General features: G+C 71.6%; 23 protein-coding genes. 9 read left to right on the top strand and 14 right to left on the bottom strand.

What is annotated here, in order from left to right; genetic code table 11:
- Positions 1–2,224, bottom strand: a 2,224-nt coding sequence (locus VGD70_RS36800) for a nitrate- and nitrite sensing domain-containing protein (RefSeq protein WP_331089800.1), incomplete at its 3' end; no start/stop codon positions are given.
- A gap of 910 nt (positions 2,225–3,134) precedes the next feature.
- On the opposite strand from VGD70_RS36800, the gene VGD70_RS36795 reads away from it, so the two are divergent.
- A complete protein-coding gene (locus VGD70_RS36795; RefSeq protein WP_331089798.1) occupies positions 3,135–3,551 on the top strand; it encodes a DUF485 domain-containing protein in 417 nt (138 codons plus the stop codon).
- Complete coding sequence (locus tag VGD70_RS36790) at positions 3,548–5,152, top strand: cation acetate symporter (RefSeq protein ID WP_331089796.1); 1,605 nt, start codon at positions 3,548–3,550, stop codon at positions 5,150–5,152. The genes VGD70_RS36795 and VGD70_RS36790 overlap by 4 nt, the downstream gene beginning before the upstream one ends.
- Before the next feature lie 17 nt (positions 5,153–5,169).
- Here VGD70_RS36790 and VGD70_RS36785 read toward each other — a convergent pair whose 3' ends face one another.
- The 7 genes from VGD70_RS36785 to VGD70_RS36755 form a co-directional block, all read right to left on the bottom strand.
- Positions 5,170–5,535 carry a DUF3817 domain-containing protein gene (locus tag VGD70_RS36785; protein ID WP_331089794.1) on the bottom strand — a complete coding sequence of 122 codons (366 nt, stop codon included), beginning with the start codon at positions 5,533–5,535 and terminating at the stop codon, positions 5,170–5,172.
- Positions 5,532–5,840, bottom strand: coding sequence for a hypothetical protein (locus VGD70_RS36780; RefSeq protein ID WP_331089792.1), 309 nt, complete (start codon positions 5,838–5,840; stop codon positions 5,532–5,534). Before VGD70_RS36780 ends, VGD70_RS36785 begins: the two co-directional genes overlap by 4 nt.
- 108 nt (positions 5,841–5,948) lie before the next feature.
- The gene (locus VGD70_RS36775) at positions 5,949–6,149 is read right to left on the bottom strand and encodes a type II toxin-antitoxin system HicB family antitoxin (protein WP_331089804.1); all 201 of its coding nucleotides are present in this window, start codon (positions 6,147–6,149) and stop codon (positions 5,949–5,951) included.
- Between the two features lie 98 nt (positions 6,150–6,247).
- Positions 6,248–7,132: a sigma-70 family RNA polymerase sigma factor gene (locus tag VGD70_RS36770; protein WP_331089790.1), complete on the bottom strand. Its 885-nt coding sequence runs from the start codon at positions 7,130–7,132 to the stop codon at positions 6,248–6,250.
- 87 nt (positions 7,133–7,219) lie between these two features.
- Positions 7,220–8,005: a lytic transglycosylase domain-containing protein gene (locus VGD70_RS36765; RefSeq protein WP_331089802.1), complete on the bottom strand. Its 786-nt coding sequence runs from the start codon at positions 8,003–8,005 to the stop codon at positions 7,220–7,222.
- Between the two features lie 79 nt (positions 8,006–8,084).
- Positions 8,085–8,576 (bottom strand): helix-turn-helix transcriptional regulator, encoded by a 492-nt coding sequence (locus VGD70_RS36760; RefSeq protein ID WP_331089788.1) that lies wholly within the window; start codon positions 8,574–8,576, stop codon positions 8,085–8,087.
- 258 nt (positions 8,577–8,834) lie between these two features.
- Positions 8,835–8,996, bottom strand: a complete 162-nt coding sequence (locus VGD70_RS36755) for a hypothetical protein (RefSeq protein WP_331089786.1) — start codon at positions 8,994–8,996, stop codon at positions 8,835–8,837.
- Positions 8,997–9,186: 190 nt separating this feature from the next.
- Here VGD70_RS36755 and VGD70_RS36750 point away from each other — a divergent pair, with 190 nt between their 5' ends.
- A complete protein-coding gene (locus VGD70_RS36750) occupies positions 9,187–9,951 on the top strand; it encodes a crotonase/enoyl-CoA hydratase family protein (RefSeq protein WP_331089784.1) in 765 nt (254 codons plus the stop codon).
- 4 nt (positions 9,952–9,955) lie between these two features.
- Here VGD70_RS36750 and VGD70_RS36745 read toward each other — a convergent pair whose 3' ends face one another.
- From VGD70_RS36745 to VGD70_RS36730, 4 genes are all read right to left on the bottom strand, one after another.
- Positions 9,956–10,903, bottom strand: coding sequence for an acyl-CoA desaturase (locus VGD70_RS36745; RefSeq protein WP_414638142.1), 948 nt, complete (start codon positions 10,901–10,903; stop codon positions 9,956–9,958).
- Between the two features lie 276 nt (positions 10,904–11,179).
- Positions 11,180–11,479: a hypothetical protein gene (locus tag VGD70_RS36740; RefSeq protein ID WP_331089781.1), complete on the bottom strand. Its 300-nt coding sequence runs from the start codon at positions 11,477–11,479 to the stop codon at positions 11,180–11,182.
- An 86-nt stretch (positions 11,480–11,565) separates the two neighbouring features.
- Positions 11,566–12,705 (bottom strand): CaiB/BaiF CoA-transferase family protein, encoded by a 1,140-nt coding sequence (locus tag VGD70_RS36735; protein ID WP_331089779.1) that lies wholly within the window; start codon positions 12,703–12,705, stop codon positions 11,566–11,568.
- Positions 12,706–12,730: 25 nt separating this feature from the next.
- Complete coding sequence (locus VGD70_RS36730; protein ID WP_331089777.1) at positions 12,731–13,882, bottom strand: acyl-CoA dehydrogenase family protein; 1,152 nt, start codon at positions 13,880–13,882, stop codon at positions 12,731–12,733.
- An 89-nt stretch (positions 13,883–13,971) separates the two neighbouring features.
- On the opposite strand from VGD70_RS36730, the gene VGD70_RS36725 reads away from it, so the two are divergent.
- Positions 13,972–14,580: a TetR/AcrR family transcriptional regulator gene (locus VGD70_RS36725; protein WP_331089775.1), complete on the top strand. Its 609-nt coding sequence runs from the start codon at positions 13,972–13,974 to the stop codon at positions 14,578–14,580.
- Between the two features lie 109 nt (positions 14,581–14,689).
- On the opposite strand, the gene VGD70_RS36720 is transcribed toward VGD70_RS36725, so the two are convergent.
- The gene (locus VGD70_RS36720; RefSeq protein ID WP_331089773.1) at positions 14,690–15,166 is read right to left on the bottom strand and encodes a hypothetical protein; all 477 of its coding nucleotides are present in this window, start codon (positions 15,164–15,166) and stop codon (positions 14,690–14,692) included.
- Positions 15,167–15,304: 138 nt separating this feature from the next.
- Here VGD70_RS36720 and VGD70_RS36715 point away from each other — a divergent pair, with 138 nt between their 5' ends.
- The 4 genes from VGD70_RS36715 to VGD70_RS36700 all read left to right on the top strand — a co-directional run bounded on the left by VGD70_RS36715 (position 15,305) and on the right by VGD70_RS36700 (position 21,043).
- Positions 15,305–16,624: a hypothetical protein gene (locus VGD70_RS36715; protein ID WP_331089771.1), complete on the top strand. Its 1,320-nt coding sequence runs from the start codon at positions 15,305–15,307 to the stop codon at positions 16,622–16,624.
- A 412-nt stretch (positions 16,625–17,036) separates the two neighbouring features.
- Complete coding sequence (locus VGD70_RS36710; protein ID WP_331089769.1) at positions 17,037–19,301, top strand: histidine kinase; 2,265 nt, start codon at positions 17,037–17,039, stop codon at positions 19,299–19,301.
- The gene (locus VGD70_RS36705) at positions 19,301–19,951 is read left to right on the top strand and encodes a response regulator transcription factor (protein ID WP_331089767.1); all 651 of its coding nucleotides are present in this window, start codon (positions 19,301–19,303) and stop codon (positions 19,949–19,951) included. Before VGD70_RS36710 ends, VGD70_RS36705 begins: the two co-directional genes overlap by 1 nt.
- Before the next feature lie 459 nt (positions 19,952–20,410).
- Positions 20,411–21,043 carry a response regulator transcription factor gene (locus tag VGD70_RS36700; protein ID WP_331089765.1) on the top strand — a complete coding sequence of 211 codons (633 nt, stop codon included), beginning with the start codon at positions 20,411–20,413 and terminating at the stop codon, positions 21,041–21,043.
- Between the two features lie 122 nt (positions 21,044–21,165).
- Here the strand turns inward: VGD70_RS36700 and VGD70_RS36695 are convergent, their stop codons facing one another.
- Complete coding sequence (locus tag VGD70_RS36695) at positions 21,166–22,512, bottom strand: hypothetical protein (protein WP_331089763.1); 1,347 nt, start codon at positions 22,510–22,512, stop codon at positions 21,166–21,168.
- A gap of 181 nt (positions 22,513–22,693) precedes the next feature.
- Between VGD70_RS36695 and VGD70_RS36690 the strand changes: the two genes are divergently transcribed.
- Positions 22,694–25,429: a choice-of-anchor D domain-containing protein gene (locus VGD70_RS36690; protein ID WP_331089761.1), complete on the top strand. Its 2,736-nt coding sequence runs from the start codon at positions 22,694–22,696 to the stop codon at positions 25,427–25,429.
- Positions 25,430–25,481: the final 52 nt, after the last annotated feature.

The following is a 25,481-nucleotide window of genomic DNA, read 5'->3' as shown; positions in this document are numbered from 1 at the left end:
TCGGGGTCGGCTCCTGGTCGCCGCCCAGCCTGCGGGCGATGTCCGAGCCGTTGGTCGGCCGGGGGCGGCGCGGCAGCGGTGACGGCTTGAACGCCGAGCCGTTCGTGGCGCCGTTCGCGGACCCGTTGGTGCCATTGACCGTTCCGTTGACGGTCGTCCCGTTGGCCGTCCCGTTGGCCGAGCCGTTGGCCGACGTCCCGGTGGGCGCGAACGGGACCAGCCCGCTCGACGCGGCACCGGCCCGGGACACCGGCGGCGTGGTCGTGGTGGGTGTCTCGGCGGCGGGTGCGGACACCAGCTCGGCCGGCACGGTGACGGTGGCCCGCACGCCCGTGACGTCGTGGCCGCCGTTGAGCCGGACCTCGATGCCGTGCCGCCCGGCGAGCCGGCCGATGACGAACAGGCCCATCCGGCGCGACGTCGACACGTCGATCGCGCCCGCGTCGGCGAGTTTCTCGTTGGCCTCGTCCAGCTCGGCCTGGCTCATCCCGATGCCCTCGTCGAGCACCGCGATGCACACCGAGCCGTCCTCGAAGGAGTGGCTGGCGATCGTGACCTGGGTGTCCGGCGCGGAGAACGCCGACGCGTTGTCGAGCAGCTCGGCGGTGAGCCGGACCAGGTCGCCGACCGCGTAGCCGACCACCTGCACGGCCGGCGGCGGCAGCATGACGACTCGCTGGTACTGCTCGATCTCCGACACCGCGGCACGCAGCAGGTCCGCGAGGCTCGCCGGGCGCTGGTTGCGCCGGCCGACGTCGCTGCCGGAGAGCACCATCAGGTTCTCGTTGTTGCGCCGCATGCGGGTGGCGAGGTGGTCGAGCTGGAAGAGCGTCGCGAGCTGGTCGGCGTCCTCCTCGTCGCGCTCCAGCCGCTCCAACAGCTGCAGCTGCCGCTGGACCAGGCCCTGGCTGCGGCGGGACAGGTTGACGAACACGCTCGAGTACTTCGCCCGCAGGCCGGCCTGCTCGGTGGCCAGCCGCAACGCCTGCCGCTGCACCGCGTCGAACGCGCGGGCCACCTGGCCCACCTCGTCCATCGAGGTGACCGGCACCGGCTCGACGGCGATCGGTCCGGCGTCGTCGCCGCGGTCGCGAATCCGCGCGACCGCGTCCGGCAGCCGGTACTCGGCCACCTCGAGGGCGCTGCGGCGCAGCGCGGACAGTGAGCTCAGGAGGTGCCGGCCCACCACGAACATCACGCCGATCGCGACCACCAGGGCCACCAGCAGGATCACCGCGGCGAGCCCGGCGCCGTCGCTGGCCTGGTTCTGCAGGGCCGCCGACCGGGCACGCAGCTGCTGGCCCAGCGCGGTGCCGACGTCGCCGATGCGGTCCGCGGTGAGCGTGGACGCGTCGTTCCAGTCCTGCGCGGTGGTCGGGATGTCGGTGCCCGGGCGGGTCGCGAGCACGACGCTGACGACGTTGTTGCGGCTCGCCACGCCGGTGCCGCTCACGCTCGCGTCGTACTCGCGGGCCCGGTCGTCGCCGGCGACCGCGTAGAAGTCGGTGGTGCTGTCGGCGAGCCGGCCGGCCGAGGTGCGCAGCGACTCGAGGTCGGGACCGACCAGGCCGCCGCGCACGATGCCGGCGCCGACCAGCGCGTGCTGGAAGGCGACCTGCTCGCGGATGACCTCGAGCTCGTAGAGCGCGGAGGACGTCGCGGCCAGCCCCGGGTCGATCGCCTCGGCCGACAGGGTCCGGTCGAACCGCAGCAGTGCCTCGACGACGTCGGTGTAGCGGCCGAGCGCGGTGGACGCGTCGACCAGCGAGCCGGTGACCTGCTTGCGGATGACGGGCAGCTCGCCCAGCCAGCGCCGCACCTCGGCGTAGCTGGCGTGGGTGATCTGCTCGTCGAGGGTCACCCGGCCCGCGGCCCGGGTGAAGCCGTCCCGGGCGCTGTTGGTGGCCCGCTGCTCGTCGGCGAGCTCGGGCTCGATGTCGGCGGCCCGCGCGGCGAGCAGCACCACGCCGGCGGTGCGCTCCTTCTGCAGGGCCGCGACGAGCGTGCGGAGCTCCTCGTTGACCACGACGAGCCGGTCGACCCGGCGGTAGGAGGCCGCCTGGTCGACCTGGTCGGCGATCTGCATCGCGCCGAGCACGATCGCGAAGATGACCGGCACCAGGGTGACGGCGGCGAGCTTGACCGGGAGGTTCCAGTCCCGCCAGTTGGCCAGCACGCTCCACAACGCCGCCGCGCGTGAAGCAGGCTCGTCAGTCCGTGTCACGTTGTCTGTCAAGACAGCGCCTCATTTCAGAATGAGGAATAGTGAATTCGACCCGAGCGCACCGATGAATGGCACGACCGCAGGCGACGACAAATGTGTCACCGCGGCACGGTGCCGGCGCAGGGTGGCGCACTCAATTCGATCGCAGCACTCGCTCCTTCCTCCTGCCGCGTCGCGCCCCTAACGCGCCGCGACGGCGAGAACTGAGGAACGATCGTACATCAATCAACCCACACCGAAAGGCCGTCGACAAAGACACGCTGACCTGGGCGGACGACCCGGAAAGCGATCAAATAAGGCTCTCCTGGCCCGGGGTTCACCATATTTGATCATGGGCGTTCTACTTTCCGTCTGGATCTTGCGGGCTTAATGCCCCGATCGGGTAATGATGGTTCTCGCCGACCGCGTGACGGCGTCACGACCGATCAAGATCACTGGGTGGCGCGGCCGCCCCGGCCGGCCGCCGTGACCTGCGCCGGGCCTCCCAACTGCGGAAAGTGTTCGCCCGAGGCGGCCGGCGGAACCGCTCACCGACCTGCTAAGACTGCCCTCGATGGGCTGATGAGGGTGGCCCGTCGCCCGCCCGAGGACCACGATCGGTGACGATGAACCTGCGGGCTGCAACTTTCGCAACGCAACGTCACGCCACAATTCACCGTGAAGTGTGAATGTCGACGGGACGTTCCCACGCTAGCGTTGACCCCGACTACTCCCAGGGTTTGACGAAACACCCGACAGCCGCCGTATAGTCCCGTTCCGGTGTCCTTGCCGGCGGCCCGAGCGGCCTCGCCCGATCGGTCCGCATTAGGCGTTCACCCGACTCGTGGTTACTATGGCGCCCGCCAAGGCTCCACCGGCCGTCTCCATTGTGAAATTAGGCGAACGCCGCCTATGTTCAGCGGAGGAACAAATGACTCAGGTGGTTCACTCCTCGATTGGCCCGCGGTCTCCGGCACCGCCGGATAGCGGCTTCGGCGGAATCACCCGGCACGCGACCCCGGCCGCCGCGCCGACCGGCCCACCGGACTTCGCGGCCATCCAGAACAGCCCCGAGTTCGCCGCGTTGCGGCGTCGTTTCCGGCGCTTCGTCTTTCCGATGAGCGCGCTGTTCTTCCTCTGGTACCTGACCTTCGTGCTGCTCGCCGCGTACGCGCGGGGGTTCATGAGCCACCGGCTGATCGGCTCGGTCAACGTGGGCCTGGTGCTGGGGCTGCTGCAGTTCGTCTCGACCATCGCTATCACCATCGGCTACGTCCGGTTCGCGCGGAACAAGCTCGACCCGCAGGTCGCCGCGATCCGGGCCAAGGCAGGGGTTGCGGACGCATGAGCCACCCGATCACCACCGCGGCCGCCGCGACCGAGTCGCTCGGCAGCCCGCTGCTCAACATGACCGTGTTCGCCGCGTTCGCCGCGATCACGCTGTACGTCGTCTACCGGATGAGCCACCGCAACACCTCGACGTCGGACTACTACGCCGCGGGCAGCGCGTTCACCGGCTCGCAGAACGGCATCGCCATCACCGGCGACTACCTCTCCGCCGCGTCGTTCCTCGGCATCGCTGGCGCCATCGCGGTGCACGGCTACGACGGGTTCCTCTACTCGATCGGCTTCCTCGTGGCCTGGCTGGTCGCGCTACTGCTGGTGGCCGAGCTCGTCCGCAACACCGGCCGGTTCACCATGGGTGACGTGCTCGCCTACCGGATGCGCCAGCGCCCGGTGCGTGCCGCGGCCGCGACGTCCACGCTCGTCATCTCCTTCTTCTACATGCTCGCGCAGATGGCCGGTGCCGGTGGCCTGGTCGCGCTGCTGCTCAACGTGCACGGCAAGGGCGGGCAGGCGCTGGTGATCACCGTCGTCGGCCTGATCATGATCTTCTACGTGCTTGTCGGCGGCATGAAGGGCACCACCTGGGTGCAGATCATCAAGGCGTCGATCCTGGTGCTGTGCGTGGTGCTGATGACCGTGTTCCTGCTCGGCAAGTTCGGCTTCAGCGTCTCCTCGCTGCTCGACGACGCGGCCGCCAACAACGCCAAGGGCCAGGCCGTGCTCGAGCCGGGCGCGCAGTACGGCAAGTCCGCGATCAGCCAGCTCGACTTCATCTCCCTGTCGCTCGCGCTGATCCTGGGCGCGGCCGGCCTGCCGCACGTGCTGATGCGGTTCTACACGGTGCCGAACGCGATCCAGGCGCGCCGGTCGGTGGTGTGGGCGGTGGGCTCGATGGCCGTGTTCTACCTGGCGACGCTGGTGATCGGGTACGGCGCGTCGGCGCTGGTCGGCTCCGACAAGATCCTCGCGTCGACCGGTAAGGAGAACTCGGCGGCGCCGCTGCTGGCCTTCGAGATCGGCGGCACGCTGCTGCTGGGCATCGTGGCGGCGGTGGCGTTCGCGACGATCCTGGCCGTGGTGGCCGGACTGACGATCACGGCGTCGGCGTCGTTCGCGCACGACGTGTACGCCAACATCTTCCGCGGCGGCAAGGCCGAGCCGGCCTCGGAGGTGCGGGTGGCCCGGCTGACCGCGGTGGTGGTCGGGGTGCTCGCGATGATCGGCGGGATCCTGGCGAACGGGCAGAACGTGGCGTTCCTGGTGGCGCTCGCGTTCGCGTTCGCCGCGTCGGCCAACCTGTCGACGTTGCTCTACTCGCTGTTCTGGAAGCGGTTCAACACCCAGGGCACGCTGTGGGGCATGTACGGCGGGCTCGGCTCGTGCCTGCTGCTGGTGTTCTTCTCGCCGGTGATGTCCGGCGCGCCGACGTCGATCTTCTCCGGCGTCGACTTCCACCTCTTCCCGCTGACGAACCCGGGCATCGTGTCGATCCCGATCTCGTTCCTGGCGGGGTACTTCGGCACGGTGCTGAGCAAGGAACCGGCCGACCCGGGAAAGCAGGCGGAGATGGAGGTCCGCTCGCTGACCGGGATCGGCGCCTGATCGTTCGGGTGGCCGCCTTAGATCGCGATGCCCCCGCGAACTTTGGCGGTCACCCGGCGCTCGACGAAGAACGACAGCAGCGGGACGACACCCGCGAGCATGACCAGGACGGTGCCCTTCATCGACCAGCGGGCCTTGAGCGCGAGGTCGACGGTGACGACGAGGTAGACGATGTAGAGGAAACCGTGCACCGGGCCGACGATCGCCGTGTACCGGTCCTGGTCGAAGCCGTACTCCATGATCATCGACAGGCACAGCGCGAGCAGCCCGACGCCGACGACGTAGGCCATGACCCGGTAGCGCGCGAGCGCCCCGCGCACGCCGGCCGCGCCGGCGGCCCGGGCCGGGTTCTCCTCGTCGGTGGTCACCGGCGACTCACTCATCGGGTCTCCTGATCCATGGCGTTGAGCTGGGCGAGGTAGCGGTTGTACGCGGCCAGCTCGGGGTCGTCCTCATCCTGCCGCGTCGGCTGCGGCGGCCGCGGCGGGGGCTCCGACTCGAAGGCCGGGGCCGACCTGGGCGCGGCCTCCGCACGTTGCTGGGCCCGCAGCTTGCGCAGCCGCCAGAACATGAAGCCGGGAAACAGGCCGAAGAGCGGCCACTGCAACACGTAGCCGAGGTTCTGCCAGCTGCCGGTGGCCGACTCGAACCGCTGCCACTGCCACCACGCCAGTCCGACGCAGGCCACGAGTGACAGCACACACAGAGCGACGATCCCCGCCCGGCGAGCCAGCACTCCGCCATTCACACCAACGACGCTAACACCCGTGCCGGACAGGCCATCCGGTCGAGGTGCTCAGGCCGCGTCGGTGACGATGGTGGCCGCGATCGCCGTGGGGTACGGGATGGTGAGCCCGCCCTGACGTAAGCCTTCGAGGTGGACCTCGATGGCCTTGGCCATCTCGGCGACGGCCCCGGCCTCGCTGTCCCCCGCCGCGACACATCCGGGCAAGTCAGGGCACCACGCGCCGAAACCGCCGTTCTCGGCGCGCTGCACCACAACCGCGTACCTGAACACCTCGACCCCCTCCGGTTCATCGAACGTATGTTCGCATCGTAGCGGATGTTCGGCGCCGGCGCCCGGGTGGTCGGCGATCAGCCGTCGAGCACGGCGAGGTCCAGCCGGCGGAGGCGATCCGGCTCCGCGATCACGTCGATCTCGGTGATCCTGTCGTCCGTGATCGTGAAGCTGAGCACCAGGAACAGCCGGCCGCGCGGGGCCATCACGAGGCCGACCGCGCCGTTGATCAGCGCCGGCTGGGTGTACGGGGTCCGTGCCGACGCGAGGCGCGCGCCCTTGGCCACGTTGCGGACGCCGCGGAGCACGATCGGCGCGCGGGTGGGGCCGACCGCCTTGTCGGCGCGGAGCACCACGTCCGGGTCGAGCACTGCCACCAGCGCCTCGAAGTCCCCGCCGCGGGCGGCGGCCAGGAACGCGTCGACGACGCGGCGCTGGCGGGTCAGGTCGGCCTCGGCCACCACGGTGCCCCCGCGCACCCGGCGGCGGGCGCGGCTCGCGAGCTGCCTGGCCGCGGCCGGGGACCGCTCGATCATGGGAGCGATCTCGTCGAACGGCACGGCGAACATGTCGTGCAGCACGAAGGCCAGCCGCTCGGCCGGCGCCAGCGTGTCGAGCACCACGAGCAGCGCCAGCCCGACCGAGTCGGCCAGCAACGCCTCCTGCTCGGGGTCGGCCCCGTCCTCGTCGCCGGCGACCGGCTCCGGCAGGCGCGCGTCGAGCGACTCCTCGCGGTGCGACGCGCGCGTGCGCAGCATGTTCAGGCACACCCGGGCCACCACGGTGGTCAGCCAGGCCGGGAGGTTCTCGACGCCGCTCGTGTCGGCCCGGTTGAGCCGCAGCCAGGCTTCCTGGACGGCGTCATCGGCCTCGCTGACCGAGCCGAGCATCCGGTAGGCCACCGCCCGCAGCCGGGTCCGGTGCTCCTCGAACCGCTCGGTCAGCCACCCGCCCTCATCCATCGGTCACGTTCCTCCATCGCCGGGTGTCATCCAGTAGACCCCGGCGGACCTGCCGATGTGACCGGGAGGGGACAACCACCGCGACGCTCACGCCTGGGACATCGCGGTGCGGGCGTAGCCGTCGGCCAGGCCGAACACCTTCTGGCCGTAGGGCACGGAGTTGTTGTACGAGAACACGGCCGCCCACCAGCTGGCGGCCACGGCCAGGTCCCGGCCGTTCGCGCACAGGTAGCGGGCCGCCGCCAGGGCCGCGTCGTCGATCTGCTGGGGGTCGCCCTCGCCGTCGAGGTTGGCGTCGGCGGCCCAGCGGCGCCAGGTCGACGGGATGAACTGCATCGGGCCGACCGCGCGGTCGGCGTGCGGGTCGCCGTCGAACCGGCCGCCGTCGGTGTCGGAGATCGACCGCACGCCGGACGTGCCGTTCAGCGGGACGCCGACGATCGGCTTGGACGGGCGGCCGTCCTCCTGGAGGACCGCGCCGCCGTACCGGCCGTGGTCGGACTCGATGCGGCCGATGCCCGCGAGCGTCGCCCAGGACAGGTGGCAGCCGGGGTCGGTGTCGCGCTGGACGAGCTCGGCGTTGCCGTAGGCCATCAGCGCGCGGGCCGGGATGCCGGTCGGGCCGGACAGGCGGGCGGCCCAGGTGCGGAGCGGGTCGGCCCCGGACCGCGGGCGGGCCTGCGGTTCGGCGACGGCGCCGGGATCCGCCGCCGGAGCGACGGCCCCTGGCTCGACGTCGGCCACGGGGACCTGGTCGGCGGGGCTTTCCGGGCGGAGCGGCCCGGCCTCCGGGGAGGTCGCGAACCGCAGCACCAGCACGCCACCCACGGCCACCGCGAGGAGGAGAAGAACGACACCGAGCCGGATGAGCATGCCGAGCGTTCGGCGCGGCAACGCTGGCTCGGTGTCGGTCACACGAGGTCAACGACGCCGCCTGCGCGGCGTTACGACATCAGGCGGAACGGCGCTCGTTCTGCCGCTGCAGGCGCGCGACGCACCACGCGGGCGCGCTGCCCTTGCGCAGGTGCTGGAGCACGGTGAGCGGGCCGAGCCGGCGGCCGAGGTCGGACGGCGCCAGGCCGGCCGCGCGGTAGTCGAGGGCGCGCTGGTCGAGCGGGCTGATGCCCGCGTCCCACCACTCCTTGGCCTCCGCGAGACCGCCGACCATCTGCCACCAGCCGGCGGCGGAGGAGATGAGCTCGGCGGGCACCTCCGGCAGCCGCTCCCGCATGGCCGCGAAGAAACGCGGGTCCGTGGCCTCGACCGCGGCCCACGGAGAGTTGCCGGCACGGGCCCGCTGGCCCGGGATCCCGGTCGTCGGTTGCACCGGCACGTCCGCGAGCCACTCGGACGCGATCCGGTTGATCTCGTCGGACTCGGCGGCCTTCGAGTGGTCCTCTGTCCACTGCCGCACCAGATCATCAACGCCGGGATCGTCGAGCATCCTGCCTCCTCGAGAGAACTGCGGAACAGCCCCGCGAAAGTCGATGCGGGAACCGTAAGGGCCGACACCGACAGTTCGCCAGACCTGATCTCGTCGAAAGCCCGCTAGCAGGGCTGAATACCCGAGAATCCACCCGTACGGTCCAATGTGTCTCGTGATCCGAGCACTGAACGTTACGTTCCGGGAGGCGTGCGCGGGCACGCATACGAACACGCCGCCGGGCCTCCGGGCCCTGGCGGCGTGTGTCGAGTGGTCTGGTCAGGCGAAGAGGTTCCGCATGAAGGTGATGATCGCCTCGGCGCCGTTCCGGAGCCAGCCGAGGATGCCCTGCACCGCAGCGGCTGCCTGGGTGGGCTGGGTGATCACATAGAACAGCACCAGCGCCACGGCCACGAGCGTGATGGCCTTTTTCGCGTCCACTGCAACTCCGTCCGCCTGCTACCCCACCGCCGGTCGCATATCCGGCCGCCTGTGCCCCTGCGCCATGGTGCCCTGCGTCAGCCGTGTCTGCCGCGACGTTCACACCGATGGCGGCTATCAGCTTACGGTGCGTACAGCGCGACGCCCAGCACTCTATGTCGTATTCACCCGATCATCGAGGAGACACGCCATGACCGAGACGGTCCGTGTTGAGCGCGTCGGGCCGGTGACAACGGTCCTGCTCAACCGTCCGGAGGCCCGCAACGCCGTCGACGGCGTCACCGCCGCGGCACTCGCGGACGCCTTCCGCGCGTTCGACGCGGACGACTCGGCGAGCGTGGCGGTGCTCGCAGGTGTCGGTCCGGCGTTCTGCGCGGGGGCCGATCTCAAGGCCGTGGGCACCGATAGAGGGAACCGGACGGTAGCGGACGGCGACGGGCCGATGGGGCCGACCCGCCTGACGCTGAGCAAGCCCGTCATCGCGGCGGTGAGCGGGCACGCGGTGGCCGGCGGGCTCGAGCTGGCGCTGTGGTGCGACCTGCGGGTGGCGGACACGACGGCCGTGTTCGGGGTGTTCTGCAGGCGCTGGGGCGTGCCGCTGATCGACGGCGGGACGGTGCGGCTGCCGCGGCTGATCGGGCAGAGCCGGGCGATGGACCTGATCCTCACCGGCCGGCCGGTGCAGGCCGACGAGGCACTCGCGATCGGCCTGGCGAACCGGGTGGTGCCGGCCGGCCAGGCCCGCGCGGCGGCCGAGGAGTTGGCCGCGCGGCTGGCGGCGTTCCCGCAGGCCTGCCTGCGCTCGGACCGGGCGTCCGCGCTGGCTCAGTGGGGCGGCACCGAGGAGGCGGCGATGGCCGTGGAGTTCGCCCACGGCACCGAGGTGCTGGCCGAGGCGCTCACCGGGGCCACCCGCTTCGCGGACGGCGCCGGGCGGCACGGCGCGTTCGGCTGAGTGCTCAGGCGGCCTTGAGCTTGCTGGCCAGGCGTTCCGGCTTGGGCCAGCGGACCTTGGAGACCCAGCCGAGCTTCTCGAAGACCCAGATCACCCGGGCGGAGATGTCGAGCTGGCCACGCCGGACGCCGTGGCGGGCGCAGGTGGGGTCGGCGTGGTGGGAGTTGTGCCAGGACTCGCCCATGGACGCGATGGCGAGCGGCCAGAAGTTCGCGGACTTATCGCGGGCCTCGAACGGGCGGTCGCCGATCATGTGGCAGATCGAGTTCACCGACCAGGTCACGTGGTGCAGCAGCGCCACCCGGACCAGGCTGGCCCAGAAGAACGCGGTCAGCGCGCCCCACCAGGACATCGTGATGAGCCCGCCGAGCACGGCCGGCGCGAGCAGCGTGGCCACGGTCAGCACGGGGAACAGCCGGTCGACGCGTTGGATGTCGCGGTCGGCGAGCAGGTCCGGGGCGAACCGGTTGGCGTTGGTCTGCTCGCGGTTGAACAGCCAGCCCATGTGGGCGTACCAGAAGCCCTTGACCAGCGCTGCCGCCGACGTGCCGAACCGCCACGGGGAGTGCGGGTCGCCCGCGCGGTCGGCGTAGGCGTGGTGGCGCCGGTGGTCCGCGACCCAGCCGACGACCGGGCCCTGCATGGCCATGCTGCCGGTGACGGCGAGCGCGATCCGCAGGCCGCGCCTGGCCCGGAACGCGCCGTGGGTGAAGTACCGGTGGAAGCCGACCGTGACGCCGAGGCAGGTGACCGTGTAGAACAACGCCGCCAGGGCGATGTCGACCCAGCCGAGGCCCCAGCCCCACGCGAACGGCACGGCCGCGAGCAGGGCGACCAGCGGGACGATCGCGAAGACCTTGACCAGCGTGGTCTGGGTGGTGGACTTCTCCCCGGCCAGCATCGGCTCGGGGCCGCCGCCGGGATCGTCCGCCGTGGGACGTTCTTGCATCATGGTCATATCGCTACCTCCGGTAGCTCGACGTCTTCTTACCCGCCACCAGGGGCTCGAACCTGCGGTACCGAAGGCGTGCCCGATCGCGGCGAGAAGAAACCTGCCCGCCGGGGACGGCGGCAGATCAGGTGAGGTCAGAGTGCCCGGACAGCGGGCGGCAACGCCCGCAACCACGTTCTCCGCGAGCGTGCAAGACACGAACACACAAACTTACGACCTATCCGGACCAACGAGCGGCGGACCGGATAGTTCCCCCCGGGTGGCCCGGGTCACCGGTCACACGCGCGGGCACATGGCCCGGCGCACGGCCTCGTTCGGGACGACGCGCAGGGCCAGCTCGTGCTGGGCGCACACGGCCTGTGCGTGCCGCACCGCGGTCACCGCCGCCTCGTCGCACATGGTGACCATGCTGAGGTCGAGGGTGAGCACGTCGAGGTCGCGGGTGTCGCCGAGCGCGAAGAAGTCGCGCACGGTCTTGTTGAGGTCGCCGACCGTCGTGGCGTCCAGGACACCGGTGACGGCGATGCCGGAACCCTCGTTCACGAAGATCGTCGCCGGCGACATCTTGGTGGTCATGCCGCAGAGACTAGGCGGCGCCGAAACCGCCCACCTCCGGCACCTCCCGGAGATCAACCCTGAGTCGACGACGACTCAAGGGGGACTCAGGCGATGACCCCCTCGGCCCGCATCCGCTCGATGTCCTCGGGCGCGTAACCCAGCACGGCGAGCACCGCCGACGTGTCCGAGCGCGGCTCGTGCGGCGGTGCCGGAGTGCCCGCCGGCGTGCGGTCGAACTTGGGCGCCGGGGCCGGCTGGGTGTGCCCGTCGAGCGCGACGAACGTGCCGCGGGCGACGTTGTGCGGGTGCGCGGGTGCCTCCTCCGGGCTGAGCACCGCGGTGAGGCACGCGTCGGTGCCGGCCGCCAGCTCCGCCCACTCGTCGCGGGTCCTCGTGGCGAACACCGCGGCCAGCTTCTCCCGCACCTGCGGCCACTGGGCCGGGTCGAGCCGCCCGGAGACCTCCGCCGGGTCGATCTCCATGACCTTCAGCAGCGCCGCCCAGAAGCGTTCCTCGATCGCGCCGACCGCCACGTACCTGCCGTCGGAGGCCTCGTAGGTGTCGTAGAACGGGGCGCCGCCGTCGAGCATGTTGCGGCCACGCCCGGCGCCCCACATGCCCAGGTTGCGCAGCCCGTGCAGGCCCGCGGTGAGCAGTGCCGAACCGTCCACCATGGACGCGTCGACCACCTGGCCGCGGCCGGACACGCCCCGCTCGACCAGCGCCGCGAGCACGCCCATCGCCAGCAGCAGCCCGCCGCCGCCGAAGTCGCCGAGGAGGTTCAGCGGCGGCACCGGCCGCTCCCCCGCGCGCCCGATCGGCTCGAGCGCGCCGGCGAGGCCGATGTAGTTGATGTCGTGCCCGGCGGCCTGGGCCATCGGGCCGTCCTGGCCCCAGCCGGTGACGCGGCCGTAGATCAGCCGCGGGTTGCGCTCGAGGCACACGTCCGGGCCGATGCCGAGCCGCTCGGTGACACCCGGCCGGAACCCCTCGACGAGCACGTCGGCGTCGTCGACGAGCCGCAGCACCACGTCCCGCCCCTCGGGCGACTTGGTGTCGACGCCGATCCAGCGCCGGCCGCGGGAGAGCGGGTCGTTCGGGAACGCCAGCACGTCGAACCCCGGCTTGGCCCGGTCGACGCGCACCACGTCGGCACCGAGGTCGGCGAGGACGGTGGTCGCGAACGGCGCGGGCGCGAGCCCGGCCAGCTCGACGACCTTGAGCCCGTTGAGCGGCCCAGCCATGCGGTCTCCTTGGATGAGGTGGCAGTCAGAGCGTGCGGGAGATGATCTCCTTCATGATCTCGTTCGTACCACCGAAGATGCGCTGGACCCGCGCGGAGGTCCAGGCGCGCGAGATCGGGTACTCGGTCATGTAGCCGTAGCCACCGAACAGCTGCAGGCACTCGTCGGCCACCCGGGACAGCCGGTCGGTCGTCCACCACTTGACCATCGCCGCGCCGGTGACGTCCAGCTCGCCCTTCAGGTGGCGCTCGACGCACTGGTCGAGGAACGCCTTGCACACCGCGACCTCGGTGGCGCACTCGGCGAGGGTGAACTTGGTGTTTTGGAACTTGAAGATCTCCCGGCCGAACGCGGTGCGCTCCTTGGTGTAGGCGATGGTCTGCTCGACCGCCGCCTCCATCGCGGCCACCGCGGACACGGCGATGATCAGCCGCTCCTGGGGCAGCTGCTGCATCAGCTGGATGAAGCCGAGGCCCTCCTCCCCGCCGAGCAGGTTCTCGACCGGCACCCGGACGTCGTCGAAGAACAGCTCCGCCGTGTCCTGACCCTTCATGCCGACCTTGTCGAGGATCCGGCCGCGCCGGAAGCCGTCCGCCCCCTCGGTCTCGAGCACGACGAGCGACACGCCCTTCGCGGTCTCCTCGGGGTTCGTCTTCGCCACCACGATGATCAGCTCGGCCTGCGCGCCGTTGGTGATGAACGTCTTCGCGCCGTTGAGGACGTAGTGGTCGCCGTCCCGGATCGCCTTCGTCTTCACGTTCTGCAGGTCCGACCCAGTGCCCGGCTCGGTCATCGCGATGGCGCCGACCAGCTCGCCCGACGCGAGCCTGGGCAGCCAGCGGTGCTTCTGCTCCTCGGTGCCGCACGAGTTGACGTAGTGGGCGACGATGCCGCTGTGCACGGCGTTGCCCCACGCGTCGTCGCCGGCCTTCGCCTCCTCCTCCAGGAGGATCGCCTCGTGCGCGAACGTGCCGCCGCCCCCGCCGTACTCCTCGGGGATGGACAGGCACAGCAGGCCGACCTCCCCGGCCTTGCGCCACAGCTCCCGGTCGACCTGCTTGGCCTGCGACCACCGCTCGTGGTTCGGCGCGAGCTCCTTCTGGCAGAACGCGTGCGCCAGCTCGCGGAAGCTGTCGAGATCCTTGTCGAGCCAGGACGAGCGCTGGGTCAGCGGCATGAGGGCTCCAAAAACAATCCGGATGGCATGTAAAGTCTGGGCCGAATGTACCTGCGTGCAGGTCTGCACGTAAAGCTAGGGAGGGCCTGATGGCGACTCCGGCCACGCGGCAGCACCGCACCCAGCAGGAGCGCAGCGAGCGGACCAGGGAGCTGCTGCTCGACGCGACGGTGTCCTGCCTGGTCGAGCTCGGCTACGCGCGGACCACGGTGCACGAGATCTGCCAGCGGGCGGGGCTGTCCCGCGGTGCGCAGCAGCACCACTTCACGACCAAGGCCGAGCTGATGACCAGCGCGCTCGAGCACCTGTTCGCCAGGCTCGGCGAGGAGATCGTGACCGCGACCTCGCAGCTCCCGCCGGGGCCGGAGCGGCTGGACGAGGGCATCGACCTGCTGTGGCGGGCGTACTCGGGGACGCTGTCGACGGCCGCGGTGGAGCTGTGGGTGGCCGCGCGGACCGACGAGGAGCTGCGGCGAAGCCTGCTGCCCGTGGACCGCGAGCTCGGCCACCAGACGCTGCGGTTCTACCGGCAGATCGCCGGCCCGTCGGTGGACGAGCAGCGGCTGCAGACGTTGTTGCTGCTGACCGTGAACCTGTTCCGCGGCCTGGCGCTCGACGCGATGATCGGCGGCGACGCGGCCCGGCGGACCTCGCTGCTGGCGGACTGGAAGGCCCTGGTGCTGACCGGGTACCGCTGAGCGGTCTGGTTATGACGGTTGGCCCGGCCCTCGCTCGGGCCAACCGTCACTACGCATTAAGAGGGGCGCGAGCGCGGAACGTGACGTTTGCTCTCGCAACGGCTTTCGCTCAGTCGGCAACCTGCCACGCTTCGTCACTGCGGTAGTAGTCGGCGATCTCGCCGGCGGCGAGCCGGTCCGCGTCCCGCCAGGGGCCGATGGAGTCGAGCTCGTCGATGTCGACCCAGTGCGACTCGTCGTAGTCGTACATGTTGGGTCGCGGGTCGCCGATGCCCATGTCGAAGGTGGCCTCGCTGGGGAACTGGCAGCGCCAGATCCGCAGGGTGGCGTCGGCGTTGATGTCCTCCGCGTCGCGCCAGGAGAGGATGGCGCGATCGCTGAGGATCCGGTCGACGCAGTGGAGGTTCACGCTGAACTCGGTGGTGAACTGGCGGTCCAGCGCGGAACGCTCGTCCTCGTCGGTGTGGAGCTGGTCCCCAGGCAGCTCCCAGTAGCCCGACACCGACGCCGGCCGCGAGCGGCGCGCGACGAAGAGCCGGTAGTCACGGATGATCGCCGCACCCGCCACGATGACCTCGTTGCCCATGCAGTGAGTACCTCAGGTGGCGGCCGGCTTGGACAGCGGCACGCAGGACGGCCTGCGGGCGGGGTCGACCGCCCGCGGGGGCAGTGAGTTGGGCCCTTCCGGGCACCTGTGTCGGTGGTCACTGGCATCATGCGTGCCGTGACTCAGCCGCCTGCGCGCCCCCCGTTCCCACCGCCGCACCCCATGCGCCTGCCCGGTCCCGTGCCGCCGCGGCCCGCTCCTCGACGTGGGAGCCTCACCGGCGTGCTGGCCGGGGTGTGCGCCGTGGCCGCCGCGGGCCTGACGATCGGCGGCGTCTTCGGCGTGATCCATTCGGTCAGCAACACCCACCGCGGCGACTCGAGCCCGGACCTCGGTTACGACGTCACGTGGTGGGGGCTGAAGGGCCACCCCGGGGTCCCGCTGTCGAACCAGGACTCGATCACCGGGCTGGTCCCGGTTCTCGCGGCCGCGGTCCTGTTGCTGGGCGCGGTGCTGGTGTTCATGGCGGGCGGCTCCGGGCGGCTGGCGACGGCGAGCCGGTCGGTGCTGACGCTGGGCGTGGGTCTGCTCGGCGGGGCGGTGTTGCTGGAGGGGCTGTCGACGCTGCAGAACCTGGGCGTGTGGAACAAGGAGCCGCTGCAGCCGGGCGAGAGCATCGAGTTCGCCACGTCGTTCGGGTTGTGGCTGCCGGTGGGTGGCGTGGTGCTGGCCGCGGTGGCGGCGGTGCTGGTGCACGTCGGGCGGCGGTCGGCGGCGGTCCGGGTGGAGCCGAACACGCCACGGATGGGCTTCCCGATGCCGTACGGCCCGGGCTCCGGTCAGCCGGGTCAGCGTCCGGTGGGGACCTCGACCGGGCAGCACCAGGCGGTGTCCACCGGGCAGCATCCGGCTGTGTCGACCGGCCAGCACGCCGCGGTCGCGCCGCCGCCGGCACCCGTCGCATCCGACGCGCCGACGGTCGCTCCCCCGCCCGCACCGACGATCGGCGCGCAGGCCGCGGCCGCCCACGCCGCCGCCGGGCCGGCGGCGCTTTCCTCCCGCCTGGACGACGAGTCCACTCCGGACGCGGACATCACCCAACGCACGAAGGTGCCTTCGGACGCCCCGACGGAGATCCCGCCGCCGGCCGAGACCGCACTCCCGCAGGCGCCCGCGGCTCCCGCCGCGCCGGCCGCGCCAGCCGCTCCCGCCGCGCCGGCCGCTCCCGCCGAGGCCGCTCAGCCCGAGGTCCCCGCCGCACCGCCCGCGCCACCCGCCGCGGAAGCGCCGACGCTGGCAGAGGCACCGGCAGAGGCACCGGCAGAGGCACCGACGGTGGCATCGCCCGAACCGCCCACCGAGGCGGCGCCCGCCCCAGCACCGGAACCACCGACCACCCGGCACGAGCCGGCGCCCGCGCCAGGAACCTCCGGTCTGTCGAACCTCCCGGCGGCTCCCCCGGCCCCCGAACTGGCCGAAGGCGACAAGAACCACTGAGCCACCCGCCGGCCGGCGGCACCAACCCCGCCGGCCGGCGACGCTTCGCACCCGGTTCCCGCCGGCCATTCTGGAAAGGCGATCGGCCCTCCGCGCGCGCTCGCGTCGAGCCGGCACCGCGGCCGGGCCGGCTCCTGCCAGCGCTCCAGCAGCGACCGCCACCAGAGCCCGCCCGGCCGGCGCGCCATCGCCACACCCACCGGCCCCAACCGGCCGAGGTGCACAACCGAGTCGCACGGCCCACGGCCAACCAGGCGGCGGATGTCTCAACTGGACGGCGGCACCGGCGGCGGCCTGGGGAAGTGGCCAACTCGTCCGCCGATCCGGGTGAAACGCCCCGACCGGCCGTCCGATCGGGCAGCTATCGGAAACAGAGCTGTCCGAAAGGCCCCCGCTGCGGGATGATCCTTGGGTGTTCGGCCCGGCGGGCGCGCGGCGTGTACCCGCCTCGCTCCTACTGCTCACCCTTGTACTGCTCGGGGTGGCCGCCTGGTGTGTCTGGTCCCGCGCGAAGGCGCCCACCGACGGCACCACGGTCAGCCCCGCGAACAGTGCCGTCTCCATCGGGCGGATCATCGTCTCCGACCGCGAGCCCGGGACGCCTTTCCGGCTCGGCGACGAGATCGTCGCCATCGGCGGGGTGGACCTCAACGAGCGGGCCGCGCAGCTGCCGGGGGGCGAGCCGGTCCACATCGGCGAGACCATCCAGTACGACGTCATCCGGGACGGCCGGCGCCAGACGCTCGAGGTAGCGCTGCGGCACTACCCCGTCCTCGACAGCCTCGCCGCCTGGTGGCCGATGCTGCTCGTCGTCGCGCTGCTGCTCGCCACCTCGGTCACCGTGCTCTGGGCGCGGCCGCGGGACCCGGCCGCCCGCGCGGCGCTGATGACCTCCTCCATAGGGATCGTGGCCACCGTCGGGGCCGGGTTCTTCCCGTTGGCGGCGCTGGACCTCGTCGCCGGGAACCAGTTCTGGCGCTGGTACGCCGGCCAGCTCGCGTTCGCCCTGCTGTGGGGCGCGGTGCTGCACTTCGCGCTCGCGTTCCCGGCGGTCACCCGCTCCCGCGCCAAGCACCGGGCCGTCGTCGCCGGGGCGTACCTGGGCACGCTCGGGCTCTACGGCATCGCCTGGGCCGTCGCGTTCGTGGCGTTCGACCAGCCGCTCGAGCGGATGTACGCGGTCGTCACGCCGGTTCTGGTGAACCTCTTCGTCTACCCCGCGCTCATCGTCTTCCTGCTCATCCGCAAGTACCTGCGGCAGAACGACGAGCGCACCCGCCGGCCGCTGCTGTGGCTCATCGCCTCGCTGATCGCCAGCACCGGCGCGTACTTCGCGGTCTGGGTCGTCCCGGTGATCGTCGCCGGCCGGCCGGTCGTGCCGTACGAGTACCAGGCGCTGCCGTTCGCCGCCGTGCCCATCGCGATGGCCGCGGCCGTGCTGCGCTACCGGGCGCTCAACATCGAGGTCGCGGTCAGCCGCTCGCTCGTCTACGGCACCCTGTCCGCCGGCGCGATCGGCCTCTACGTCGCCCTCGTCAGCGCGCTGTCCCTGGTCTTCCCGCCGATCGACGAGATCTGGCAGCAGGCCGCGGTCGCGGCCACCATCGCCGTCCTGGTGCAACCGTTCCGGCTCAAGCTGCAGACCCTGATCAACAAGCGGCTCTACGGCGAGCGCGACGACCCCTACCGGGTGGTGTCCGCGCTCGCGTCGCGGCTGGAGAACACGCCGACGGCGTCGACGATGCTGCCGGAGATCGTCGAGACCGTCGCCGCGGCGCTGCGGCTGCCCTACATCGCCATCGAGATCCAGGCCCGCGGCCGCAGCGAGACCGCGGCCAGCGTCGGCACGCTCGTCGGCGACTCGCACCGGATGCCGCTGACCTTCCACGGCGAGCGGGTGGGCAACCTCGTCATCGGCAAGCGCTCGCAGCGCGAGCTGACCCGGCCGGACCGCATCGCGCTCGCCGAGGTGGCCCGGCACGCCGGCGCGGCCGTGTACACCACGCGCCTCACCCGGGACCTGCGCCGCAGCCGCGACCGGCTCGTCCGCGCCCGCGAGATGGAGCGCCGCCGGATCCTCCACGAGCTGCACGACGGCGTGGGCCCGACGCTCGCCGCGGTCGCGCTCGGGCTGGACGTCAGCCGGCGCACGGTCGGCGAGACCACCCCGACCGGCGAGCTGCTCGGCCGGCTGCGGGACGAGCTGCAGGCGGCGATCATCGAGATCCGGCGGATGGCGCACGGGCTGCGGCCGCCGGTGCTCGACCGGATCGGGCTCATCCCGGCGATCCGCGAGTACGCGGGCGCGCTCGCCAGCCGCACCGCCGGGGCCGAAGTGGACGGTGTGACGATCGTCCTCGAGGTCCCGTCGAGCATGCCGAAGCTGCCGCCGCCGGTGGATGTGGCCGCGTACCGGATCATCTGCGAGGCGCTCACCAACGTCACCCGGCACGCCGAGGCCAACTCGTGCGCGGTCCGCCTGTGGGTCGACGACGACCTGCACATCGAGGTGGTCGACGACGGGATCGGGCTGCCGGCGGTCACGAACGGCGGCGTCGGGCTGTCCTCGATGCGCGAGCGCGCGACCGAGCTCGGCGGCGAGTGCCTGGTCGAAGCCGATCATGATGGTGGGACCCGGGTCTTCGCTACGCTTCCGTTGCCGAAGGAGGGCAGCTGATGAACGCGAGGCTTCGCGTGCTGGTCGTCGACGACCATCCGCTGTTCCGCTTCGGGTTGTGCACCGTGCTCGCCGCCGAGCCGACGATCGAGGTCGTCGGCGAGGCCGCCAACGGCCGGGACGCGGTGAGCGCCGCGCGCGCGTTCGAGCCGGACGTCGTGGTGATGGACCTGCACCTGCCGGACATCGACGGCATCGAGGCCACCCGGCAGATCGTCAACGAGCGGCGGGACACCGGGATCGTCGTGCTGACGATGTTCGACGACACGGAGTCGGTCTTCGCCGCGATGCGGGCCGGGGCGCGCGGGTACCTGCTGAAGGGCTCGGGCCAGGAGGAGATCGTCCGCGCGGTGCACGCGGTCGGCCGCGGCGAGGCGATCTTCGGGCCGGACATCGCCAACCGGGTGATCGGCTTCTTCAACACCGGACCGGCCACTTCGGACCCGGTGTTCCCCGAGCTGACCTCCCGCGAGCGCGAGGTGCTGGCCCTGATCGCGGACGGCGAGAGCAACTCCACGATCGCGCGCCGGCTGTCGCTGAGCCCGAAGACCGTGCGCAACCACGTGTCCAGCATCTTCACGAAGCTGCACGTCGCCGACCGAGCCCAGGCGATAGTCCGAGCCCGCAAGGCCGGCCTCGGCGACCAGTAAGCGCGTGAGCGAGAGCGCCGGAGCGTTCGCCGTCTGGACCGTGAGCGGGAGCGACGGAGCGTTCGCCGTCTGGACGTAGGAGAAGCGCAGGCGCGCCAGCGCCGAGCATCGCACGGAGGAAGACGGCGAGTAGCGGAGGAGCGGAGCGAACCATTCAACACAGGAGCGTTCGCCGTCTGGACGCGTGAGCGGGAGCGCCGAAGCGTTCGCCGTCTGGACTGACGAGCGCGCGCAGGCGCGTCAGCGCCGAGCACGAGAGGAGGGAAGACGGCGAGTAGCGCAGGAGCGAGCGAACAATCCGACACAGTCCTGTCCTGCCCGCTGGCTTGCCCGTCCGGGCAAAGCCGGGACACCGGTCCCATGTGCTCGGGACGCCCGTTCGGGCACTGTTCACTCCGCGCGGGCTTCGACGTGCTGGGCGTCGGGTCGGGGGCGTGCTAGTGAGAGCGGGAAGAACGAATGTTGGAGCAGAGCAGAATTCCGGTCCACGTCCGGGCGACCGATCCGATCCTGCAGAGCGGCGTCCAGATGGCGCTGCGCACGCGGCAGGAGGTCTGGCTGGTCGACGAGGACAACGCGGCACCGGAGGCGGTCGCGCTGGTCGTGACCGACCGGTTCGACGAGCGGGCCGGCCAGCTGCTGCGGACGCTGCAGGTGCGGGGCTTCGCGCGTGTCGTGCTGATCGCGGGGGAGCTGGAGGACACCGAGATCCTGACCGCGGTCGAGGGCGGCGTCTGTGCCGTCGCGCGGCGGGCGGACGCCACGCCGGACGTGCTGGTCCGGCTCATCAAGGCCGCGTCGGCCGGGGAGGGTGCGCTGCCGCCGGACCTGCTGGGCCGGCTGCTGAACCGGGTGTCCCGGCTGCAGCGGCACGTGCTCGAGCCGCGCGGGCTGCACCTGGCCGGCATCACCAACCGGGAGACCGAGGTGCTGCGCCTGGTCGCGTCCGGACTGTCCACAAAGGAGATCGCGGACAAGCTCTGCTACTCGCAGCGGACCGTGAAGAGCATCCTGCACGACGTGACCAACCGGTTCCAGCTGCGCAACCGGTCGCACGCGGTGGCCTACGCCCTGCGCGAAGGTCTCATCTGACAGACCAGACCAAGAGGGCCGGCCCGGGGAGGTCGGCCCTTTTCGTTGTCGTCGACGAGTAATGAGGAAGAGGGCGGGCCCCGCGCGCCGGGGTCCGCCCTCTTCCTTGTAGGGGAACGGGATCAGTTGGTGGCCGGGCCGGACAGGCGGCCGGAGAAGGACACCGCCGGGGTGCAGTCGCCGTTCGCGGGTGCGGGGGCGCCCGGTGCCTGGCAGCTGACCTGGACCTTCAGCGGCTTGCCGGGGCCGAACGTCCACGGCTCCAGGAAGTGGTAGTCCAGGTCGCGGAAGTTGGCCAGGCCCACCTCGAGCAACACCTCCTTGCCGCGCAGGATGCGCAGCCGGCCGGCGTCGCCCTGGGGGTTCTGCATGATGATGTCGGTGATCACGAGCGTCTTGTTGGCCGGGATCGCGCCGGTGGGCACGGCGAAGTTCTCGAACGCGTCCGGGTTCGGGTCGGCGGCGGCGCCGGTGGTGATCCGGAAGTCCACAGCGGACCCGGACGCGATGTTCACCCCGTCCTGGGTGGTGGTGGCGCCCCGCGCGCCGCCGGCACCGTTGCCGCCGTTGGTGCCCGCGGCGGTGGCCGCCGCGGCCGCCTGCTTCTGCGCGGCCGCGGCCTGCTCCTGCGCGGCGACGGCCTTGCGGTCGGCGAGGTCGACCTGGTCCTGCATCTTGGCCTGCACCTGCTCGGCGGCGGTCTTGCCGGCCTCGCGCGCCGCGGTCTGCACGGTCGGCTTGACCAGCGTGAACCACAGCACGGTGAGCGCGACGGCGACCGCGACCAGCGCGGCGGCCGCGGGCAGCAGCCACTTCGGCAGCATCTGCTGCTGCACGACCGTGCCGTTGGTGGTGATCGGTGGCAGGTCCCCGGACACGGCCGTGACCACGAACGGGTGGCGGCGCTCGTTGCCGCGCAGGAACCGGTCGTGCGGCTTGGCCCGCAGCTTGAGGAACGCCGACGTGCCCGGCTGCACCATCAGCGAGCTGTGGTCCAGGGTGAGCCTGAGCTGCTCCTCCGGGTCCTCGGTGATGACGTCCACCCCGATGGGGTAGTTGCCGGAGTTGTCGACCACGACCTCGTGCTGTGCCTTGCTGCGGCACTTCGACGACTTCGGGGTCAGCTCGACCTGCAGGTCGGTGAACGGCGCGACCTCGATCTCGCCTTCCTCGACCGACGACGCGCCAGGCTCCTCCCGCGACAGCACCCGGACGCCGAACGGCACCGGGCCGGCGAGCACGGAGGAGTTGCGTGGTGGCGCGAACCGGACGGTGGCCTCGCCGTCCTGTCCCGGCATCAGGTTCATGACGCGCGGGACTACCTCGACCCATTCCCGTGCGTCCCCGACAATGTCCAAACTGAACTGGTCGACGAGCGTTCCGTTGTTCCGTACCAGGACGTTGGCCTCGATCGACTCACCCGGGGTTACGGACAGCTGCCTGCTCGCCATCGACGTGGTGGCTCCCATGCCAAGGAAGTGTGGGAACTCCGCGCCACAACTACAGGCTGCGAACGGGTGCGTGCCGGGGCGGGCAGAGCTGCCCGATGGGGCGCCCCCGGGCGTCCACTATGCCACCCGCCGGGCGGGGCCGGTCCGGCGCGATCCGCCATAGGTTCAGCCGCGGTGAACCGCGCCTGGAGGTCGTGCCGTGCCCAAGTCATTCCGCGTCAACCGAACCCTCGCCGCGACAGTCGCGGTGTCGCTGCTCGGTGTTTCCACGATCGTACTGCTCTCGACGGCCGGTGGCCCGTCCGCGAAAGCGGCGACCGCCCCCGGCGCGACGGTGCGCGCGAGCGTCTCCGACGAGCAGAACGGCCCGAAGAGCGGCGGCCGCGGCTACCAGCAGGAGCTGTCGGCGGACGGCACCGCGGTCGCGTTCACGAGCCGCGCCCAGCTGGACAACCTGCGGAACTGGGACGGTGACATCACCTACGGGAACGTCTACGTGCGGGACCTGGCGCGCGGGCGGACGGTGATGATCAGCCGCGGCCAGTTCACCCGCCCGGCCCCGCCTCCGCCGCCACCGCCGCTCGACCCTCCCCCGGACACGCCGAGGTACGGCGCGAACCGGCTGCTGGACCTGACCGCACGGGCGGCCCAGCCCACCGGGGAGATCCGCTACGGCGAGACCGCGCCCGACGGGGACAGCTACCAGCCCACGATCTCCGCGGACGGGCGGTACGTCGCGTTCGTGACCGAGGCGGCCAACGTCCTCGTGGCCGACGCCGACAACACGCCCGACATCATCATCTGCGACCGCGACCCCGACGGGGACGGCCAGTTCGACGAGAACAAGGACAACGGCCAGCGCGACTACACCTACCTCAAGGTCACCAAGCCGGTGAAGACGGGCGTGGAGTTCCCGACCCGCATCGACCGCGTGTCCGCGCCGAAGATCTCCGACGACGCGAGCCGCATCGTGTGGGTGGACCAGGTGCCCAGCGGCCGGTTCACCTACCCCAGGGTCAAGACCGCGGCGCTGACCGCCACGCCGGGCGGACCGATCATCGAGCCGGCCGTGATGGAGGCCGTCGACGGCACGCTGCCCGAGCCGACCCAGCTGGTGTCGCAGGACGAGCCGGACATCTCCAGCGACGGCCGGTTCGTCGTGTTCGCCGGCCTCTACTCCGTGCCGGACCCGAACACCGAGGGGACGCAGTACATCTACCCGGTGGTGCGCAACGAGGTGGGCACCCGCAACACCGTCCGGGTCGACGTCGACGTGGACCTGTCGCCCCTCAGCGACCACTACACCTCTGCCGGGCGACCAGCCATCTCCGCGGACGGCTCGGAGATCGCGTTCGCCGCGGAGGCGACGAACGTCATCGCCATGACCCGGCAGCCGAACGTCTACGTGGTCCGGCTGGACGCGGCCGCGAAGCCGGTCGACTCGGTGATCGTGTCCCGGGACAACGACGGCACGCTCGTCAACGGCATCTCCCCGACGCTGTCCGCCGACGGGCGGTTCGTCGCCTTCGTCACCGACAGCCTCAACACCGGCGACGGCGTCGACGGGGCCACGACCGGCAGCTGCCTGCGGGTGGAGACCGGGACCTACGCCGCGAAGCCGATGCTCAACCTCGCCGGCATCCCGCCGCACGAGGCGTCCCGGGACGTCAAGACGACCTGCCAGGTCATCGTGCGCGACCTCGTGACGGACCGGGAGCGGCTGCGGGCCGAGCAGTCCAGGCTGCCGGGCACGCTGGCCTCGGCCGGGACCGGTGAGTGCGGGGACAACGGGTCGTGTGCCGGCAATGGCGACAGCACGCCGTACTACGACGTTCCGGCACCCTCGTTGTCCCGCAACGGGTTGGTGGTCGCGTTCGCCTCCGACGCGACGAACCTGGTGCCGAACCAGCCGGACGACAACCAGGCGACCGACGTGTTCGTGCGGACGTTCCGGCCCGAGCTGAAGGCGGACCCCCACCCGCTCGAGTTCGGGGACGTCATCATCGACGAGACGTTCGCGCAGACCGTGCGGTTCGACCATGTCGGCATCGGGCCGCTGGCCGTCGCCTCGGTGCAGATCACCGGGGACGACGCGAGTTCCTTCGTGCTCGGCGCCACCACGTGTGTCGGCGACGGGGTCGTGCTGCAGCAGGGCGGGAGCTGCCTGGTGTCGGTGGAGTTCGCGCCGACGGCGAAGGGTGAGCGCAGCGCCGTGCTGCACGTGTTCGACCCGAACGAGCGCGAGTTCACCGTGGACCTGCACGGCACCGGCATCGAGCGGCCGCCCAACCCGCCGGACCCCAACGGTCCCGCGCGGTTCGCGGCCGGGCCGGACCCGGTGGACTTCGGGGAGCGGCTGCCGCTCTCGACCGGTCCACAGTCGACGGTGACGGTGCTCAACCGCGGTGAGTCGCCGCTGAAGGTCGGTGCGGTGTCGGTGGAGCCGCCGGCGGCGCGGGCGCACTTCACGGTGGCCGCGAACACCTGCACGGCACCGGTTCCGGCCGGCGGGACGTGCACGGTGGCGGTGGCGTTCTCGCCGCAGGAGACCAAGGCCGTGACCGGTGTGCTGCAGTTCAAGGACGACGCGGCGGGCACGCCGCACATCATCGGCCTGCGCGGCAGCGGGACCAAGCCGGCGATCGAGCTGTCCCCCGCGGTCAGCCAGCCGGGCCGGGTGATCACGGTGACCGGCACCGGGTTCGCGCCGGGCCACCGGATCGTGGTGAGCGTTCTCGGCGCGGTGCAGACCGGCCCGGTCACCGTGGCGCCGAACGGCACGTTCCGCGGCGGGCTGCTGATCCTGCCCCGGGCGTCGATCGGCAACTTCACGGTGATCGCGAAGGTCGCCGACGCCGCCACGGTCAACGCGGAGAAGCAGCTGCTGGTCGTGACCCCGTCGGTGGGGCCGGCGGACTTCGTGCTCCGCGGCTGACTAGTCCGCCTCCCCGGGATTCAAAGTGTGCGTTGCGTCCCGGCGAATGGTG

Origin of the sequence: Actinophytocola sp. (genome assembly GCF_036402745.1) — a bacterium.
Lineage (GTDB): Bacteria > Actinomycetota > Actinomycetes > Mycobacteriales > Pseudonocardiaceae > Actinophytocola.
Note: the sequence above shows the minus strand (reverse complement) of the source record. Positions and strands in the feature narration are given on the sequence as shown.